Origin of the sequence: Pseudomonas sp. Yb2C2, assembly GCF_052112325.1 — a bacterium.
Classification (GTDB): Bacteria; Pseudomonadota; Gammaproteobacteria; order Pseudomonadales; family Pseudomonadaceae; genus Aquipseudomonas; species Aquipseudomonas marginalis.
Map to the genome: position 1 here is coordinate 44,377 of NZ_JAVAJK010000030.1, position 17,493 is coordinate 61,869.

Annotated in this window: 13 protein-coding genes and 2 pseudogenes; 6 read left to right on the forward strand and 9 right to left on the reverse strand. The window is 60.3% G+C overall.

Annotated elements, in window-relative coordinates:
- Positions 1-46 precede the first annotated feature (46 nt).
- The 8 genes and pseudogenes from Q8X51_RS29150 to tssA form a co-directional block, all read right to left on the reverse strand.
- Entirely contained in the window at positions 47-1,579 is a 1,533-nt protein-coding gene (locus Q8X51_RS29150; RefSeq protein WP_137212511.1) for a sigma-54 interaction domain-containing protein, read from the reverse strand.
- The gene (locus tag Q8X51_RS29155) at positions 1,576-4,002 is read right to left on the reverse strand and encodes an AAA family ATPase (protein WP_065927146.1); all 2,427 of its coding nucleotides are present in this window, start codon (positions 4,000-4,002) and stop codon (positions 1,576-1,578) included. The genes Q8X51_RS29150 and Q8X51_RS29155 overlap by 4 nt, the downstream gene beginning before the upstream one ends.
- Before the next feature lie 12 nt (positions 4,003-4,014).
- Positions 4,015-5,022 carry a type VI secretion system baseplate subunit TssG gene (gene tssG, locus Q8X51_RS29160; protein ID WP_407694193.1) on the reverse strand — a complete coding sequence of 336 codons (1,008 nt, stop codon included), beginning with the start codon at positions 5,020-5,022 and terminating at the stop codon, positions 4,015-4,017.
- A pseudogene (tssF, locus tag Q8X51_RS29165) lies at positions 4,986-6,774 on the reverse strand (type VI secretion system baseplate subunit TssF). The gene tssG and the pseudogene tssF overlap by 37 nt, the downstream one beginning before the upstream one ends.
- A complete protein-coding gene (tssE, locus tag Q8X51_RS29170; protein WP_065927190.1) occupies positions 6,764-7,165 on the reverse strand; it encodes a type VI secretion system baseplate subunit TssE in 402 nt (133 codons plus the stop codon). Before tssE ends, tssF begins: the two are co-directional and overlap by 11 nt.
- Positions 7,166-7,179: 14 nt before the next feature.
- Entirely contained in the window at positions 7,180-8,655 is a 1,476-nt protein-coding gene (tssC, locus tag Q8X51_RS29175; RefSeq protein WP_074847001.1) for a type VI secretion system contractile sheath large subunit, read from the reverse strand.
- 28 nt (positions 8,656-8,683) lie between these two features.
- Positions 8,684-9,181 (reverse strand): type VI secretion system contractile sheath small subunit, encoded by a 498-nt coding sequence (tssB, locus tag Q8X51_RS29180; protein WP_065927150.1) that lies wholly within the window; start codon positions 9,179-9,181, stop codon positions 8,684-8,686.
- Positions 9,182-9,212: 31 nt separating this feature from the next.
- Positions 9,213-10,760, reverse strand: a complete 1,548-nt coding sequence (gene tssA, locus Q8X51_RS29185) for a type VI secretion system protein TssA (protein ID WP_074847002.1) — start codon at positions 10,758-10,760, stop codon at positions 9,213-9,215.
- 477 nt (positions 10,761-11,237) lie between these two features.
- Between tssA and Q8X51_RS29190 the strand changes: the two genes are divergently transcribed.
- Positions 11,238-11,753 carry an Hcp family type VI secretion system effector gene (locus Q8X51_RS29190; RefSeq protein ID WP_065927152.1) on the forward strand — a complete coding sequence of 172 codons (516 nt, stop codon included), beginning with the start codon at positions 11,238-11,240 and terminating at the stop codon, positions 11,751-11,753.
- A 53-nt stretch (positions 11,754-11,806) separates the two neighbouring features.
- Here Q8X51_RS29190 and Q8X51_RS29195 read toward each other — a convergent pair whose 3' ends face one another.
- Positions 11,807-12,628: an aldo/keto reductase gene (locus Q8X51_RS29195; RefSeq protein WP_065927153.1), complete on the reverse strand. Its 822-nt coding sequence runs from the start codon at positions 12,626-12,628 to the stop codon at positions 11,807-11,809.
- A gap of 106 nt (positions 12,629-12,734) precedes the next feature.
- Between Q8X51_RS29195 and Q8X51_RS29200 the strand changes: the two genes are divergently transcribed.
- The 5 genes and pseudogenes from Q8X51_RS29200 to Q8X51_RS29220 all read left to right on the forward strand — a co-directional run.
- Positions 12,735-13,229 carry a DUF1543 domain-containing protein gene (locus Q8X51_RS29200; protein WP_074847003.1) on the forward strand — a complete coding sequence of 165 codons (495 nt, stop codon included), beginning with the start codon at positions 12,735-12,737 and terminating at the stop codon, positions 13,227-13,229.
- A 584-nt stretch (positions 13,230-13,813) separates the two neighbouring features.
- Positions 13,814-14,095, forward strand: coding sequence for a peptidylprolyl isomerase (locus tag Q8X51_RS29205; protein WP_044274278.1), 282 nt, complete (start codon positions 13,814-13,816; stop codon positions 14,093-14,095).
- Between the two features lie 130 nt (positions 14,096-14,225).
- Positions 14,226-16,085, forward strand: a complete 1,860-nt coding sequence (locus Q8X51_RS29210; RefSeq protein WP_065948199.1) for an extracellular solute-binding protein — start codon at positions 14,226-14,228, stop codon at positions 16,083-16,085.
- The gene (locus tag Q8X51_RS29215) at positions 16,085-17,146 is read left to right on the forward strand and encodes a microcin C ABC transporter permease YejB (protein WP_065927156.1); all 1,062 of its coding nucleotides are present in this window, start codon (positions 16,085-16,087) and stop codon (positions 17,144-17,146) included. The genes Q8X51_RS29210 and Q8X51_RS29215 overlap by 1 nt, the downstream gene beginning before the upstream one ends.
- Positions 17,146-17,493, forward strand: a pseudogene (locus Q8X51_RS29220) (ABC transporter permease); the annotation flags it as partial. The gene Q8X51_RS29215 and the pseudogene Q8X51_RS29220, both read left to right, overlap by 1 nt.

Below are 17,493 nucleotides of genomic sequence, written 5' to 3' on the forward strand. Positions count from 1 at the left end.
TGAAAGTAAGGCCGGCGGCGAAGAGTGGAAGCCATATGTGCACCATTCAGCATCCCCCTCGGACATCGCCGCCAGGGATGTTCAAGCGTGTAAGTCGGTAAAGCAGGGTGCGGCGTGCGAGCCCCAACTCACGTGCCGTACGGGTCCGGTTGCCACGGTTCTTGTGCAGGCAGTCGATCAGGAATACCCGTTCAACCCGCTCCAGGCGCTGGCGCAACGTCGCGCCGACGGCTGCAGGGGTCGACCCGGGCGCCAGGGACAGGTGTTCAGGCAGCACCACTGCGTCGTCACACAGCAGTACCGCGCGCTCCACCAGACATTTGAGTTCACGGACATTCCCGGGAAAAGCGTGGCACGACAGTTGATCCAAGGCCGCAGCAGACCACTCCACCGGCGAGAGCCCCAGCGCAGCGCAGGCCGATTGCGAGAACTGTCGCGCCAACAGCAGCACATCTGCGTCGCGTTCGCGCAAGGCCGGCAATTCGATCGGGAACTGCGCCAGTCGGTAGTACAGGTCCTCGCGAAAACTACCCTCCGCCACCATTGCAGCCAGATCACGATGGGTCGCTGCGATAATTCGCACATCGACCTTATGGGCCGCATCGGCTCCCAACGGGCGAACCTCGCCTTCCTGCAACACCCGCAGCAGCTTGGCCTGGAGTGACAGCGGCATATCGCCGATTTCGTCGAGGAGCAACGTGCCGCCATCGGCGGCGTCAAATAGCCCCGCATGGTTACGTTCGGCGCCTGTAAAGGCGCCCCTGCGATAACCGAATAGCTCGCTCTCCAGCAGACCCTCGGGAAAGGCCGCACAGTTCTGCACCACAAAGGCTTTGCTACGGCGCGCCCCGGCAGCATGGATGGCCCGTGCCACCACCTCCTTGCCGGTTCCGGTCTCCCCGCGCAGCAGCACCGTGCAGGGCGCATTCAGCACCTTGCCGATCAGCCGGTAGGTTTCTTCCATGGCTGCGCTGTTGCCGATCAGCCCATACTTCATACGCGCCGAGGGTAGACAAGGCCTGGCCTGGGAGCCGTTGTGCGGCGGACGCACACGTCGCAACAGCGCCAGTTGACTCAAGGCGAAGCTTGCCAGTTGGCTTAACGATGGTCCGTAGTCCAGGAGCAATTTCGGCCGCTGGCTGGCGCACAGCAATAGACCGGCAACGGCCTTGTGGCGACCGAACAGCGGCAGGCATATCAACGAGTGCCAGGGCGTAGCTGTCGCGGGTAGAAAACCGCTTTCGTACACACTGTCGTCCAGGTTCTCCACGCTCAGGATGCTGGGATGGCCGAGCACGTGACGCAACAGTTGCTGATGCTGAAAGTCGGCGCCGCAAGCACCCTCGCCGAGGGGCAATGCGCCAGGCAAATACTGGGCAATCAAGTCGAGCCGACCCGTGACCTCGTCCCGCCAATATAACTGGCCGAGTTCGCATTCACTCAGTTGCGCAGCCGCGGCAACACACAGGCCTGGCAGCGTTGTCTCGTCACCCTCGATGCCCATTCGGGTGAACCAGGCCAACAACGTCTCGGCGTATGCCAGGGGCTGGGGTAAAGGGGCAAGCACATCGTTCATCATTGGCTGAACTCACAGATCGGCAGCCCGTCACCATCCAGGCAGGCGTGGGCCCGCGACAGCGGCTCACCCGTCGCCACCGCCCCAAGCAGTCGATCGACCATCTGCGGCAACAGGTGGATCTCGATCCATTGGTCGATGTACCGCGCTCCGCTGTCGCTATGGACGCACCGCTCAGCCATATGCGTGACCAGTTCGGTCGTATAGCTCAAGGCCAGCTTGCGGGACTGCAACCTTCGCCCAAGACGGTCAAGCTTGAGTCTTGCCAGGTCATGCAACACAGCGCCCATCAACGGGTAATAGGGCACGACTCGCATGCGGGCGAGCAGTGCCGGTTTGAAATAGTCGCGCAGCAGAGGGTGAATTGCGTCCTGCAGCACCTGGGTGCCAGGTCGTCGGCCGCCTGCACATAAGTCGATAATGCAATCGCTGCCCAGGTTGGAAGTCATCAGGATCAGCGTATTGCGAAAATCGATTTCCCGGCCTTCGCCATCATTGACCAGCCCCTTGTCGAAGATCTGATAGAACAGGTTCAACACCTCCGGGTCGGCCTTTTCGACTTCGTCGAGCAGCACCACCGAATAGGGGCGCCGGCGCACGGCTTCCGTCAGCACCCCGCCCTCTCCATAGCCGACATAACCGGGAGGTGCGCCAATCAGCCGAGACAGGGCGTGTTTTTCCTGAAACTCCGACATGTTGAGGGTGGTGACAAAACGTTCGCCGCCATACAGCAAATCACCCAGGGCCAGCGCCGTTTCGGTCTTGCCCACACCACTTGGGCCCACCAACAGAAACACACCGACCGGCGCATCGGCCTTGTTCAGTCCGGCAGCCACCGCGCGCAGGTTGCGGTCAAGCGCCTGTATGGCAGGTTCCTGGCCGAGAATGCGCGACCGCAGCGCATCGGCAACCCCCAGCACCGATGCACTGTGCTCAAGGGACAGTTGTTCAACCGGAATGCCCGTCCAGGTACTGATGACCTCTGCCACCAGGCGAGGGCATACGCGCACCGGCTCCTCCAGTGCGCGCTGTGCAAGCCAGCGCTGCTGCCGATGTTGACGTTCGCTCTCGACAGCCGCCAAGCGCAGGCCCAGCGCTTGCGCAGACTGCTCATCAACTGGCAGCCCCGCATCCCTGTCTCGATTCAGTGCCTCGCGCTGGCGCGAGCCTTCAGCCTGTTCGGTACACAGGCGTTCCAATGCCTCGGGCACCGTCAACTGGTTGATGCGCGCACGTGCGCAGGCGGTGTCCAGCACATCCACGGCCTTATCGGGCAACTGACGCCCTGCCAGGTAGCGGGCGCTCATCTGCGCCGCCGCGACGACGGCATCGTCACGTATATGCACGCCATGGCTGGATTCGTAGGCCGGGACCAGCCCGCGCAGGATCGAAGTCGCCTGTTCAACGCTGGGCTCGCCAACCAGCACAGGCTGGAAACGCCGCGCCAAGGCCGGGTCTTTTTCAAAGTATTTCTTGTATTCGCCCCAAGTCGTAGCCGCGACGGTCCGCAACTCACCGCGGGCCAGGGCCGGCTTGAGCAGGTTGGCGGCATCGCCGGCCCCCGCCCCCACCAGGGTATGCGCTTCATCGATAAACAGAATCACCGGTGTCGGCGCGGCATTCACCTCGTCAATCACGCCGTTGAGACGCCGCTCGAACTCGCCCTTGATGCTGGCACCGGCTTGCAGCAGTGCCATGTCCAGGGTCAGCACACGCACACCCTTGAGTGGCTCCGGCACCTGCGTGCTGGCGATGCGCAGGGCAAGGCCTTCGACAACCGCGGTCTTGCCCACCCCGGCCTCGCCGACAAGGATCGGATTGTTCTTGCGCCGCCGCATAAGGATGTCGATCAGTTGGCGGATCTCACCCTCGCGACACAGCACCGGGTCGATACGCCCTTCCTGGGCCTGGCGTGTCAGATCATGGGTAAAGCGCGCCAGCAGTGACTCGCCGCCTGCTGCCGGGCAGATGTCAGGCCCCTGGTCCAGCACAAACCCGTGTATACGCTGTGCATCCAAACGGCTCAACAACGCGTGATAGCCGGTGCCTGCGTGCTGCAGCGGGTGGCGCAACAACGCCAGTAACAGTGCACCGTGGTCCACGACGCTCTGGCGCAACTCCAGATGGGCAACCATCAACGCCTGTTGTAACCACTGCACGAGGGCCGGGGCGAACACCGGATTACGCGTGGCACTTGCCTGCCCCTTGGGCTGCAGCGTTGCTTGCAGCGTCTGCGCCTCGATCCCGGCGTCGGCCAAGGCTCGTATCAAAAGCCCCCTGGGACGTTCCAGCTGGGTCAGTAGCAGGTCTTCCACCAGGACCTCCCTGCCACCTCGCGTCACGCAACGTTCGGCCGAGCGCTCCAGGTCCTGACGGACTGCGGGCGTCAATGTCAGGATCAGCTGTTGCAGGTCTACATTCATCATGATCATTGTTCCCTAGTGAGCATTGCTGGCCACGATGACCGCACCATCGGCGCACTCGTGTGCCAGCCAAGTGGTCCACCCCAGCCTGCAGACATTGTGTTCACCCACGTGCAACGGCCTGATCGCCTCCTTGGCCAGCACCAGCCGCAGGTCATGCTCCAGCGGGTCTCGTGCAGCCAGTCGCACCAACGAACACAGCAGTGGATACTCCGACCCCGTCGGCAAGAAACCATGGAAGCGCTGCCAATCCAGATCCTGTATATGCACCCGGAACTTACCGTTGCAGTCGGTGATCCGGCTTCCCAGTACCTGGTCGAAGCCCAACAGGCTGTTGGCACAGCCAAGCTGGTTCAACTGCGGGGGAGCAATGGCAACCGTGCGTTCCACCCATTGCTCTATAAACACGCGCTCATGCTCGAAGTAGTAGCGCAGCACTGTCTCGATCACCGCCGCCGAGTGCGCCCGCAGGCCAAGCAACCCCAGGTAGGGCAACAGTCGCTTGCAGTCCAACTGCGCAGTGGTACGGATGCGCTGGCCCCTCAACCCGATCAACGCAAACATCTGCTCGGAAAAAGCATCACGCGCCTGCGCCTGGAAACACGCCTGGTAGCGGTATTTGCGCCAGATCGGCAGCATCAGCCGTTGCAGACGATGGTGAAACAGGTCCAGGAAGTCTCGAGTCGCGGGGCCGCCCGCTCCATCGGCACACGCCTGCTCACCGTAAAAGGCCGGCAAGGGTGAACCTGCGCCACAGAGGCCCAGGACATTGAGGCGAAGACGCGCACGCAATTGATCGTGTTCAACAAAAAACTCCAACCGGTCAATATCGTGACCGGGAAAACCAAGACCCGGGTTGGCCTGAAACTCCAGCCGCTCATAGAGTGCGTTGTCATCCAGTAGCGGATGGGCATCGCGCAGGCGCTTGATCACCTGCGAAATCGCCTGGAACAGCGAATATTCACGGATGGCACGGCACAGTTGCTTCAAAGCAGGGGCTGCTGCCCCATCTGAGGTGGCCATAGGTACACATCTCCTTGTGTGCTGATGACACGCAGCTCGTGGTAGGCATTAAGGCTGGCATAAAGCGCGAAGAACTCGTTGAGCACCGAGGCGAACAAAAACGCTTCGCCCGCCCCCAGAAAACCTTGGGAATCAATGCTCAGGTCGACCCGCAACCCTCGAATCGGCATGCCCCGGTGCAAGCGGTCGACGGCCGTATGGCTGATGGATCGCAAGGCCCCCAGCCTTCTCTGGCTGACCTTTTTCGCTTGCAGATCGTGGTAACGCGGCACGTCATAGGTTTCGAGGACCACCTTCAAGACATTGATGTCGCTCAGTGACAAATAGTTGAGCGACATGTTGCTGATAAGTCGCCAGAGAAAGTCCTGGTCCAGGGGCGGTGCAAAACTCGCAGTCGGCGCGCAGATATTGCGAAATGACAAGCCCTCCGGTGTCTGCTCACAGGGCTGATTGATCTCCCCTGCCTGCAATTGCCGAGGCAGGTTGTGATTGGTGCATGTCAGTTCGATCGACAGCGTTTCCTGGGTATGCCCCCGCCCGTTTCCGAACCCCAGCCAGGTATCGAGCCCGGCATGATGCGCCGAAGCACGCTGACGAATGCTGTAGCTGGTGGGCGCTGCCGATGCATCGATAACGCCGTCGTGCTCAAAGGATTCAAATGGTACGTACGCCTGATACCCCAGCCCGCCAGGGCGCCAGCCCGTGACCTTGTCGACGGAAAATACACAGGCGTTTGCGCGCGCATATTCCCCCAGGAATCAACAGGTATTCGTCCTGCTTGCCATCCAGGCGAATCGGCACCGCATCATGTTTGAACAGGTTGACGATGGGCGTGCAGTACAGCCTCACGTTGTCCAGCGTGGGGCATCCGGTTGCCTGGCACCGGGTGCGTAACTTGAAGCACAGCCTGACGCTGCAGATTTGCTTGAGTACGTCCTGGGGCAACCGCTGCAACGCATCCAGGCCACGCACATCGACGAACAGGTACTTTTCAGGAAAGGCGAAATACTCCTGCAGATGGCGGTATCCACGAAAGGTATTCTGCGGATAAGGCATCAGCGCATGCTCCTCCGCGAACCCCACCGGACTGACCTGATCGCCACCCAATCGCAACAGCAGGGGCTGGCCATCAGCCCCGCTGACCGCAAGCCCATCACCGCCCAATGGCAGCAACTCGATACCCTCAACCTCGCGCAACAGGCTCAGGTACAACGCTTGACTGATGTAGCGGTCTCCCGACAAATGCAGGCGCAATTGATCGAACGCACATTCGCTGAAATTGCCTTCGCCGCCCATGTCCAGGCGCAGGCTCAGCAACGCCTGCTCTCCCTGGACGCAGTACTCCAGCGCGCTCAGTTGCAGCGGCAAGATGCAGGTGGCGTAGCAGGTTCGAAAACGACAGCGCTCACCATTGACCGCAGCGCTTTCGACCGGTGTATCCCGTGCGACCATCACACCGGGCCCCGCATGTTTCAACGGATCGAACTGCAGGATACTGAACGCCGGTATGGGCCGCATGTAGTTGGGCCACAGCAGATGCATCAAGGAATGAGTCAGCTCAGGCAACTCGTCATCCAGCTTCTGGCGCAGGCGACCGGTGAGGAAAGCAAAGCCTTCCAGCAGTCTTTCCACATCCGGATCCTGACCGGCCTCCCCTAAAAAGGGCGCAAGAGCAGGATTGCGCTCGGAAAAGCGCCGCCCGAGCTGTCGCAACGCACTGAGTTCGCTCTGGTAATAGTGGTTAAAGGACATCAGGCAAGACCTCAACCTGTCCAGCATCCTGCAGGCGCGCGGTGAACACCACGGGCTGCGTCACACCGTCAACGCAGAGCGTGGCGTCAATGGCAAACGCCAGCGCCAGAGGATCGTCACCACAAGGCAACGCCCTCACGTGCGTATCCTTCAAGCGGGGCTCATAGGCCCGGATAAACCGCTCGATCAACAAGCGCGACTGGCTCAATGACTCATGCAGACTCTGGCTCGTGTCATTGAGATCCGGCATACCGTAATCCTCCAGTGTCTGCACACTGCCAGCGCGGATGCTGAGCATCTTTCCCAGATGAGCTGCGACGGACGTCACTGCACATGATGATTTCGCGGCCGGACTTTCAAGTCGCTCGAAGAGGCTTTGGTTACGGGTCATCCCTTGGCCCCTGCTCATTCTTTGTCGAGCTTGCCAACCAGGGACAGGGTGAAATCCGCCCCCATGTATTTGAAGTGCGGTCGCACACTCAGGTTGACGCGGTACCAGCCAGGCTCGCCCTCGACATCACTGACAACGATACGTGCCGCCCGCAATGGCCGCCGCCCACGCACTTCGGCACTGGGGTTTTCCTGGTCTGCCACGTACTGGCGAATCCACTTGTTGAGCTCCAGCTCCAGGTCAGTACGCTCCTTCCACGAGCCCAGTTGCTCCCGTTGCAGAACCTTGAGGTAATGGGCCAGGCGGTTGACCACCATCATGTAGGGCAACTGAGTGCCCAGGCGGTAATTCAGCTCGGCCTCCTTGCCCTCGGCACTGATGCCGAAACGCTTGGGCTGTTGCACCGAGCTGGCGGAGAAAAACGCGGCATTGTCACTGCCCTTGCGCATCGTCAAGGCAATGAAACCCTCTTGCGCCAGTTCGTATTCGCGACGGTCGGATACCAGCACTTCAGTGGGAATCTTGGTTTCGATTTCGCCCATGCTGTGGAAGTGATGCAAGGGCAAGTCCTCCACTGTGCCGCCGCTTTGCGGACCGATAATGTTCGGGCACCAACGAAACCGCGCAAAACTGTCGGTCAATCGTGTGGCAAAGGCGTAGGCGGTATTACCCCAAAGGTAGTGCTCGTGGCTGTTCACCACGGTTTCCCGGTAGGCGAAGGTCTTGACCGGACATTCAAGGGGATCGTAAGGCGTGCGCAGCAGGAATCGCGGCACCGTCAGCCCGATATAACGGGCATCTTCGCTCTGGCGAAAGCTATGCCATTTGGCGAACTGCGGACCTTCGAAATGATCCCTGAGATCCTTCAAGTCAGGTAGATCGGTGAAGCTTTCCAAGCCGAAAAAAGTCGGCCCGGCGGCCGCGATAAACGGTGCATGGGCCATGCAGGCGACCTTGGAAGCGTATTGCATCAGCTTCACATCGGGGGCGCTGGGGGAAAGAAAGAAGTCAGCGATGATTGCGCCCACAGGTTGACCGCCGAACTGACCGTACTCCGCACTGTAGACGTGCTTATAGAGCCCGGACTGGATCACCTCGGGTGAGTCTTCGAAGTCATCCAACAGGTCTTGCCGAGAGACATTCAGCAGTTCGATCTTGATGTTTTCTCTAAAGTTGGTGCGCTCGACCAACAACTGCAGGCCTTTCCATGAGGATTCCAGGGCCTGGAAGCGCGGGTGGTGCAGAATCTCATCCATTTGCCGACCGAGCTTCTCGTCAATCTCCGCAATCATCCGGTCAACCAGGTGTTTCTTGACCGGTTCCCCGCTGTTCTGCGGCTTGATCAGCTCTTCGATAAATGCCGAGACGCCACGCCTGGCTATGCCGTAGGCCTCATCATCCGCACTCAACAGAGTCTGGGCGATGATGTTGTCGAGAATGCTGTGCTCGTCAGTGATGAGTACGGGTATCGAGGTGTGTTGAGTCGTCATGGCGCCAGTGTCCTTTTACTGAAAAATGTCAGGCGGTCCGGCCGCTCAGGCCCAGCTCCGCCAATACTCGGGCACGGGATTCGTCGTCGGCCAGGGCCTGTTCGATGGCTTTGCGAAAGCTCGGCGTATTTCCCAGTGGTCCCTTGAGCGCCATCAGCGCCTCACGCAGGGCCATCAGCTTGTGCAACTCGGGGATCTGCTCCACCAGGTTCGCCGGGTTGAAATCCCTCATCGAATTGATTCGCAACTGGATGGCCAGGTCTTCGACCTCGGCGCCGTCCTGGAGGCGATTGGGGACATTCAGCGTCAGGCTCAGCGCCTGTTTGGCCAACACCTCATCGAGGGTGTTCTGGTTGAGGGTGATGGGCTTGCGATCTTCAAGCTTGCGCAGGTCCTCACGCTGGGTGAAGTCCCCCAGCACGAGGAGTTTCAACGGAAGCTCGACTTCTTCCCGCGCACCGCCGATGGCGGGTTTGAAGGTGATATTGATGCGTTCCTTGGGTGCTACCGAACATTCTTTGGCCATGGTAAATCTCCTTTTCAAGCGGCTCGTAAGCCTATTCAAGTACCGCTTCCAGATCGAAGAGGCACAGCCTGCGGTGGGTGTCTTCCTTGCGCTCGCGCACGGCATGGTTTTGTGGCAGCAGGTCGCAGCAGCGGTGCAAGAGGCGTGTCACTTGAAACGCCAGCTCCGGCTCCCAGCGCTCCAGGCCCGAGCGCTGCAGCTCGAGGTCCAGTTGTTCGAGCTGGATCTTCGCCAGTTCATGTTTGCCAGCGTGTGCACACAAGCGCGCCAGGGCCAACCGCCAATAAAAGCGGGCGCGATCGCTGCGAGCGGCATGCAGGCCTTGATTGAGCTCATGTACCGCGGCTTTGAGCCCATCCTTGCGCAGCCGCGGTAGCACATCCTGCAAGGCGATCTCCCAGGGCTCGGCATCGCCCCCCACGCGGGGCGCCTCAGGGGTTTGCAGGTGATGGGAAACATGCAATGCGATCCAGCCGCGAGTGGCGTCGTCGGCAAAAGGAGCGCCCCCTTGAAAGCGAAACGCCGGCAAGTCCGGCAATCGTTGCAACAGCAGGGCGAAACTCACTTCCAACTCGCTCACGGCCAGTTCCGCCTGCTGGGCTTCCAGGCATTGCCAGAGCATGTACAGCCCGTCGAACCAGAACATCGCACCTGAGAGGCCGGCCTCAAGTTCAGGCAGCAGCTCGGCGTGATGGCCTTGGGCAAAACGTTGCTGGTAGTACTTGAGTCTGTCGGGGGCAGGCCCGCACAACGCGGTGACTCGCTCACCGTTGGCATCCGGATAGCGGACGATGGACAGCCAGGCCAGCGTTCGACTCAGGTGCAAGGCCCGTAGGTCGGCGGCGTCCTGGCGTAACCACCAGGCACACAACGGACGAGCTTGTTCCTGCAAGGCAAACAGCAAGTCATGCGCATCTTTTTCGTTGTTTACCGTCGGTTTGGCCGTTGAGGATGGCGTAGCAGCGGGTTGCACTTGCGCAACGGCGGCGTTCAACCCGGCGATAGGGGGATGGCCTTGCACAGCAAGCGCCAACCACTGCTCCAATTGTTTGCGAATCGGCAGCAACAGCGGCGCGTCGCCTCCCAAATGTGCAGTCCAGAGTTCATCAAGGCGCGTGAGGTGTTCAAGCATAGATTGGAACAAGGGTTGCGGGCCTTGAACCGAAAGGTCTTGGACAAGCAGTGTCTCAAGGCGCAGGACCAGCCAGCCGAACGCTGCGCTGCGGGTGCGCAGCTTTCCAGGGTATACCGCCGACCAATGGTGCTCACACAGATGGCGCAGCAACCCGAGGCCAGCCAGCAGTCCGGCAAAGGACTCGCGGTGGTAAAGCGCCCAGGTCAGCCAGACGGCCACCCGCAGATCCTTGGACTGCTCACGCAACAGGCATTCGCTGATTTCCAGGAGCTTTTGCCAGTCCGGCTGGCCGGCGCCATGCATGGACTGCAACTTTGCCAGTTCGGACTCCAGGGTTTCATATTCATTTGAATAGCGCATATCACTGCCGGCAAAGTTCGCTGGCAAACAGGGCTGCCGGGCAACCTCGAGGTAATAAGCGCAGAGTTTTTCTGAATGGACCATTTAGGAGCGCACTCGACTATCCAAGGCACGAGCGACAAACTAAGTGCATTTAACTTTCACACTAGATTGCCATCAACCTTCGCTTGAATCGCCGCGAAGTTCGTAAACCTTAGCCACGACAATAACATCCAGCAAGCAACAGACTCACACTTAAGACATTTCCTACACCACCCGTAAACCAAGGCATATGCAGGCTTTTGCGCAGCTACAGAGATATATTTCACCTAACCCCAGCGGAAAACCAACTACTGAGCGACGTTTCAACATGAGCAACTAAATGCGCACTTATGCGCAAACATTTTCCGCAAAACAGCCAAAAAAACCATAACACCCGTTTAAATCCAACGCCTATATCCACAGCACGCCAAGTCCGTATTGGTTCCCACACTTTCCGGCACGCTTCTTGTAATAGCCACATTCCCAACCGGTACGATTAACCGTTGGAACTACCTCATCAATCAGACAAGGAAACCCGTCATGCCAACACCCGCGTATCTTTCCGTCACTGGCTCCAAGCAAGGCTTGATTACGGCAGGCACATTTACCAAGGACTCGGTGGGCAATATTTACCAGGAAGGCCATGAAGACCAGATTCTGGTCCAGGCCTTCTCCCATCAGGTGATTGTTCCACGCGACCCGCAGTCCGGCCAGCCGACGGGCCAGAGGGTCCATAAGCCGCTGATGATCAGCAAGGTCTTCGATAAGTCATCGCCATTGCTGTTCAGCGCCTTGACCAGCGGTGAAGACGTCACCTGCCGACTCGAGTGGTTCCGTACGTCGCCAGCCGGCACCCAAGAGCACTACTTCACGATTGAACTGGAGAGGGCGAAGATCGTGGACATACAGTCACGCATGCCCCACTGCCAGGATCCGGACAATGCCCATTTCACTCACCTGGAGGACGTGCACTTCACCTATGGCAAGATCGTGTGGACCCACGAAGTGTCCGGCACATCCGGGTCCGATGACTGGCGCAGCCCGGTAGCGGGTTAGGTCGCACCTGAGCAGGAACAGGTGCCAGGGACGGCACCGTTTCTGCCAGGCAACTACACCATCGCCAAGGGATGCTTGCGCTTGGGTGCGCCGAACACCCGATCGATGGCATCCAGGTCGTGCTCATCGAGCACCATCTTGGCGGCGGCCGCATTGAGCCGTACATGCTCCGGGGTGACCGCCTTGGGGATGGCGATCACACCGTCCTGGCGCAGCACCCAGGCCAGGGCAACCTGGGCGGGCGTGACCTCGTGGCGGCGGGCGATCTGCTTGAGGGTCTGACTGGACAGCAACGCCCCACCCTGGGCAATCGGGCAGTACGCCATCAGCGGCAAATGGTGTTGTTGCCACCAGGGCAACAGGTCGAATTCGATCCCGCGTTCTTCGATGTTGTACAGCACCTGGTTAGTCGCGCAGGCCGGGGATGCGAGTTCCTGCAGGTCGGCCACATCGAAATTCGAGACGCCCCAGCGGCCGATCTTGCCAGCCTCACGCAGGCGCTCGAACGCTTCGACGGTTTCTTCAAGGGGGTACTGGCCACGCCAATGCAGCAGATACAGATCAATGTAGTCCGTGCCCAGGCGCCGGAGGCTGGCTTCACACGCACGGGGCACGCCCTTTTGGCTGGCGTTGTGCGGGTAGACCTTGCTCACCAGGAACACCTGGTCGCGCCTGCCGCTGATGGCTTCGCCGACGACTTCCTCGGCGCCACCCTCGCCATACATCTCGGCGGTGTCGATGAGGGTCATGCCCTCGTCGATCCCCAGTTGCAATGCCGCGACTTCGGCGCGACGCCGGTCCGGGTCTTCGCCCATGCGCCAGGTTCCCTGGCCGATGACAGGGACGGGAACGCCCGCCAGATCAATGGTGCGCATGACAACCTCCTGATGAATTCGCGGATTAACAGTGTGGCATTGACCGGACAAAAGGGTTCAATCGAAGTATGGTTGCCCTTTGCCAAGTCGCCAGGAAGGACCTGCAATGCTGTTTGTCGTGATGCTCGGGGGCAAGCACCCACGAGCAAGAATTGAAGTGCACGATGTGGTGTTCGCCGTAGCAGACACCCTGGAAGATACCTACCCGCAACTGCGCGAGAGCTGGTTTGGCAGCCCAAAGGGCGTGCATATAGATTCGTGGATGGCGGTGGACGGCGTCGACGGCTGGAAAGTCGAACTCAGCCACCTGGCCCCCGCTGCCGACGCCCATCACCTGTACTTCATCAACCTTGGCGGTTATGAAGCCAACAGCTTTGGCGAAGCCCACCACTACCTGCTGGTGGTCGCCCGCAACAAACGGGAGGCGACCAGCAAGGGCAAGCAACAAATGCTGCGCCACTGGTCCCAGGCCCACACCGACGGCGTGATGGATATCGACGACTGCCTGCCCATCGACCTGGTGGACGGCCGCTACCTGCACCTGGTGCAAGGCGCCCATCGGCCGATCATTCAGCAGAATGACTATATCGTCTTGAATTGATGGGGGCTTATTCGACCTGACATCAGATGACTCCGGCAACGTCAGACGTAACACTGCTTTTGCTGTGGCTGTGGCTTTTGCTCTTGATCTCAGGCGCCCCGTCAAACACGCTGGCCGAACGCAGGCTTGAATCCGTGGGTAACCCGGCAGGACGCCGGGTTAGCCGTCCTGGGCCAGGGATGGCCCATGACGGCGGCCCACGGATTCAAGCCTGCGTTCGGGCACACCGAGCCTAGGCGAGGTGCCGAGTGTTGGGGCGAGGACCTTTTGCTTACTTTTGGGTCCCTCCAAAAGTGAGCCGCTGTAAGAGCGGAACCATAGGTGGCCGTTACCGCAGCAACGGATATGTACTCGGTCTGATCCAACATCCTGGTCGGCTGTCAGGCCGCCATCGGGAGCAAGTCGAATCGTCGCACCGCCCCTCCCACATGTGATCTCTATACATCAGGTAGATATCAGTCTGCTCTAGATCTCACGCCAATACCCAAGCTCAACGCCCCAACCTGAACCCCAGCGGAACTTTGCCAGGAAATAACCGCCTGAATCCGGTACGCTCACCGTTTTTACTCAAGGAGTTAATCCCCATGGCCAAAGCCACCGCCCGTCACATCCTCGTTGCCACCGAAGACAAGTGCAACGAACTCAAGGCCCAAATCGAAGGCGGCGCCGATTTCGCAGAAATCGCCAAAGCCAACTCCAGCTGCCCATCCAGCCGCCAGGGCGGTGACTTGGGTTCGTTCGGTCCAGGCCAGATGGTCAAGGAATTCGACACCGTCGTCTTCAGCGCCCCGGTCAACACCGTGCAAGGCCCGGTAAAAACCCAGTTCGGCTACCACCTGCTGGAAGTCACCAGCCGCCAGGACTGATCCCGTCCGCGCTGCTGCTTGAAACAACGGCCCGCCTCTTGGTGGGCCGTTGTGCATGTGACGACTGGCGACGCTGATGCCGTTAGCGTACAAATCCTTATTCTTCTCCACCCGGCGTTCAAGGCTGACAATGCGATTGGCTTTTTCCAGACTGTTCAGTACCTCCTTGGCCCTGCTGCTGGCCAGCAGCGCCGTGATCGCGGCGCCCCAACCGTCCATGACCGTGTACGGCGAACCGGCCAAGTATCCAGCCGGTTTCAGCCATTTCGACTACGCCAACCCCAACGCCCCCAAGGGCGGCAGCCTGCGGCGCTCGGCGCTGGAGATCGGGCGTTTCGACCATGTGCTGCCGTATATCGACAAAGGCATCGGCGTCTCCCAGGTCGACGGCTGGTTGTATGCGCCCCTGGCCCTGCGTTCCCTGGACGAGCCCTACACGGTGTATGGCCTGGTGGCCGAGAAGATGGAACGCGCGGAGGACGGCCTGTCCCTGCGTTTCTTCCTCAACCCCAAGGCGCGCTTTGCCGATGGCAAACCGATCACCGCCGAAGACGTGCGCTACAGCTTCAACCTGCTGATGACCCAAGGCAGCCTGCGCTTTCGCACGCTGTTCGCCGACGTCAAGCACGTCGAAGTCGAAGGCCAGCGCCAGGTACGTTTTGATTTCTCCCGCAATGAAAACCGCACCCTGCCCCTGGATATCGCCACCCTGCCGGTGTTTCCCGAGCACTGGTGGAAAACTCGCGACTTCGCCAACGGCGGTGGCTACGAAGCCCCCCTGGGCAGCGGCCCGTACAAGGTCGGCAAGATCGACTCGGGCAGCACCATCACCTTTACCCGCGACCCCGACTGGTGGGGCAAGGACCTGCCCGTCAGCCGCGGCCTGTACAACTTCGATCACCTGAGCCTGGAGTACTTCGGTGACACCGAAGTGGCCCGCCAGGTACTGCGCGGTGGCGCCTACGACTTCAACCGTGAGTTTTCCGCCACCGGCTATTCCATCGGCTACAACGGCCCGGCCCTGGACGATGGCCGCCTGCAACGTGCGCACCTGGCCAAGGACATGCCGCAACCGGCCCAGGGTTATGTGTTCAACGTGCAAAAACCGATGTTCAAGGACCGTCGCGTGCGCCAGGCCCTGGCAATGCTGTGGGACTTCGAATGGGCCAACCGGCAGATGATGCGCAACCTGTACATCCGCCAGCAAAGCTACTTCTCCAACAGCCCGTTGGCCGCCACCCAACTGCCCACCCCGGAAGAACTGGCGATTCTCGAACCCTTGCGCGGGCAGATTCCCGACGAGGTATTCACCCAGGTGTTCAAGGCCCCGGTCACCGATGGCAGCGGCATGATCCGCGACAAACAGTTGCAAGCCCTGGCCCTGCTGGAAGAAGCCGGCTGGAAGCCAGACGGCGACAAACTGGTCAATGCCGAGGGCGAGCCGCTGGAGTTCACCTTCCTCAATGCCCAGAACGGCCTGGAACGCCTGTTGTTGCCGTACAAACGCAACCTCGCACAGATCGGCATTACCTTGAACATCCGCCGCATCGACTCTTCGCAATACGTGAACCGCCTGATGGCCCGCGACTACGACATGATCGTCACCGGCTTCCCGGTGACCACCTCGCCCGGCATGGAGCTGTACAACTACTTCGGCTCGACCGCCGCATTCGATCCGGGCGCCAACAACTACATGGTGCTCAAGGACCCGGCCGTCGACAGCCTGATCAAGGGCCTGGTCAAGGCCGACACCCAGGCGCAGATGCTCACCTATGCCCATGCCCTGGATCGGGTGCTGCAATGGAATTACCTGTGGATCCCCAATTACTACCCGCCCGGCACCTCCGCTGCGTGGTGGAACCGCTTCGGCCGTCCGGCCATCGAGGCCAGGAATGATGAAGCCCTGGAAACCTGGTGGGAAATCAGCCCTACCCCGCTGACCAATGAACAAATGAATGCCGAGTTGAAAAAACGCGCGGGAGCTCGCTGATGTTTGCCTATATCGTGCGGCGCCTGCTGCTGATCATCCCGACGCTGGTGATCATCCTGCTGGTCAACTTCGTGATCGTCCAGGCCGCCCCCGGCGGGCCGGTGGAACAAGCCATCGCCCACTTGCAGGGCATCGGTGGCGGCGCGGTCGGCGGCTCATCCGGCGACGCTGTCAGCAGCGGCTCCCGTGCCAGCCGCGGGCTGGACCCGAAACTGATCAAGGACATCGAAAAACAATACGGCTTCGACAAGCCCGCGCCGGAACGCCTGTGGCTGATGCTCAAGAGCTACGCCCAGCTGGATTTCGGCAACAGCTTCTTTCGCGGCGCCACCGTGATCGACCTGATCCTGGAAAAAATGCCGGTGACCATTTCCCTCGGCCTGTGGGCCACGCTGATCACTTACCTGGTGTCGATCCCCCTGGGCATTCGCAAGGCGGTGCGCCATGGCAGCAGCTTTGATGTGTGGAGCAGCACCGCCATTGTGATTGGCTACGCGATGCCGGCGTTTCTGTTCGCGATGTTCCTGATTGTGATGTTCGCCGGAGGCACGTCATTGAACTGGTTCCCGGTGCGCGGGCTGGTCTCGGAAAACTTCGCCGAACTGAGCACCGTGGGCAAGATCGCCGACTACTTCTGGCACCTGGTGCTGCCGGTCAGCGCGCTGGTAATCGGCGGTTTCGCCACCCTGACCATCCTGACCAAAAACTCGTTCCTCAATGAAATCACGCGCCAGTACGTAGTGACCGCCCGCGCCAAGGGCCTGAGCGAACGCCGGGTGCTGTACGGCCATGTGTTTCGCAACGCCATGCTGCTGGTGATCTCGGGGATTCCCCAGGCGTTCATCAGTGTGTTCTTTGCCGGTTCGCTGTTGATCGAGGTGATCTTTTCCCTCGATGGCCTCGGCCGCATGAGCTACGAAGCGGCCGTGTCCCGGGACTACCCGGTGGTGTTTGGCTCGCTGTTTATCTTCACCTTGTTTGGCCTGCTGATAAAACTGATTGGCGACCTCTGCTACACCCTGGTGGACCCGCGTATCGACTTCGCCGCGAGGAACGCCTGATGCTTAACCTGTCTCCCGTGGCCCGTCGGCGTTTCGAACGCTTCAAGAAAAACCGTCGCGGCTGGTGGTCGCTGTGGCTGTTTATCGGGCTGTTTATCCTGACCCTGGGCGGCGAGTTGATCGCCAACGACAAGCCTCTGGTGCTCAGCTACAAGAACGAACTGTATTTCCCGGCATTCAAGCGCTACACCGAGCAGCAGTTCGGCGGGCAACTGCCGTTCCAGGCCGATTACCGCAGTGACTACGTGCAAAAGCTGATCAAGCAGGACGGCGGTTGGATGCTGTTCCCGCCAATCCCGTTCAGCGACGACACCCCCAACTACGAACTGACCCGCCCGGCCCCCAGC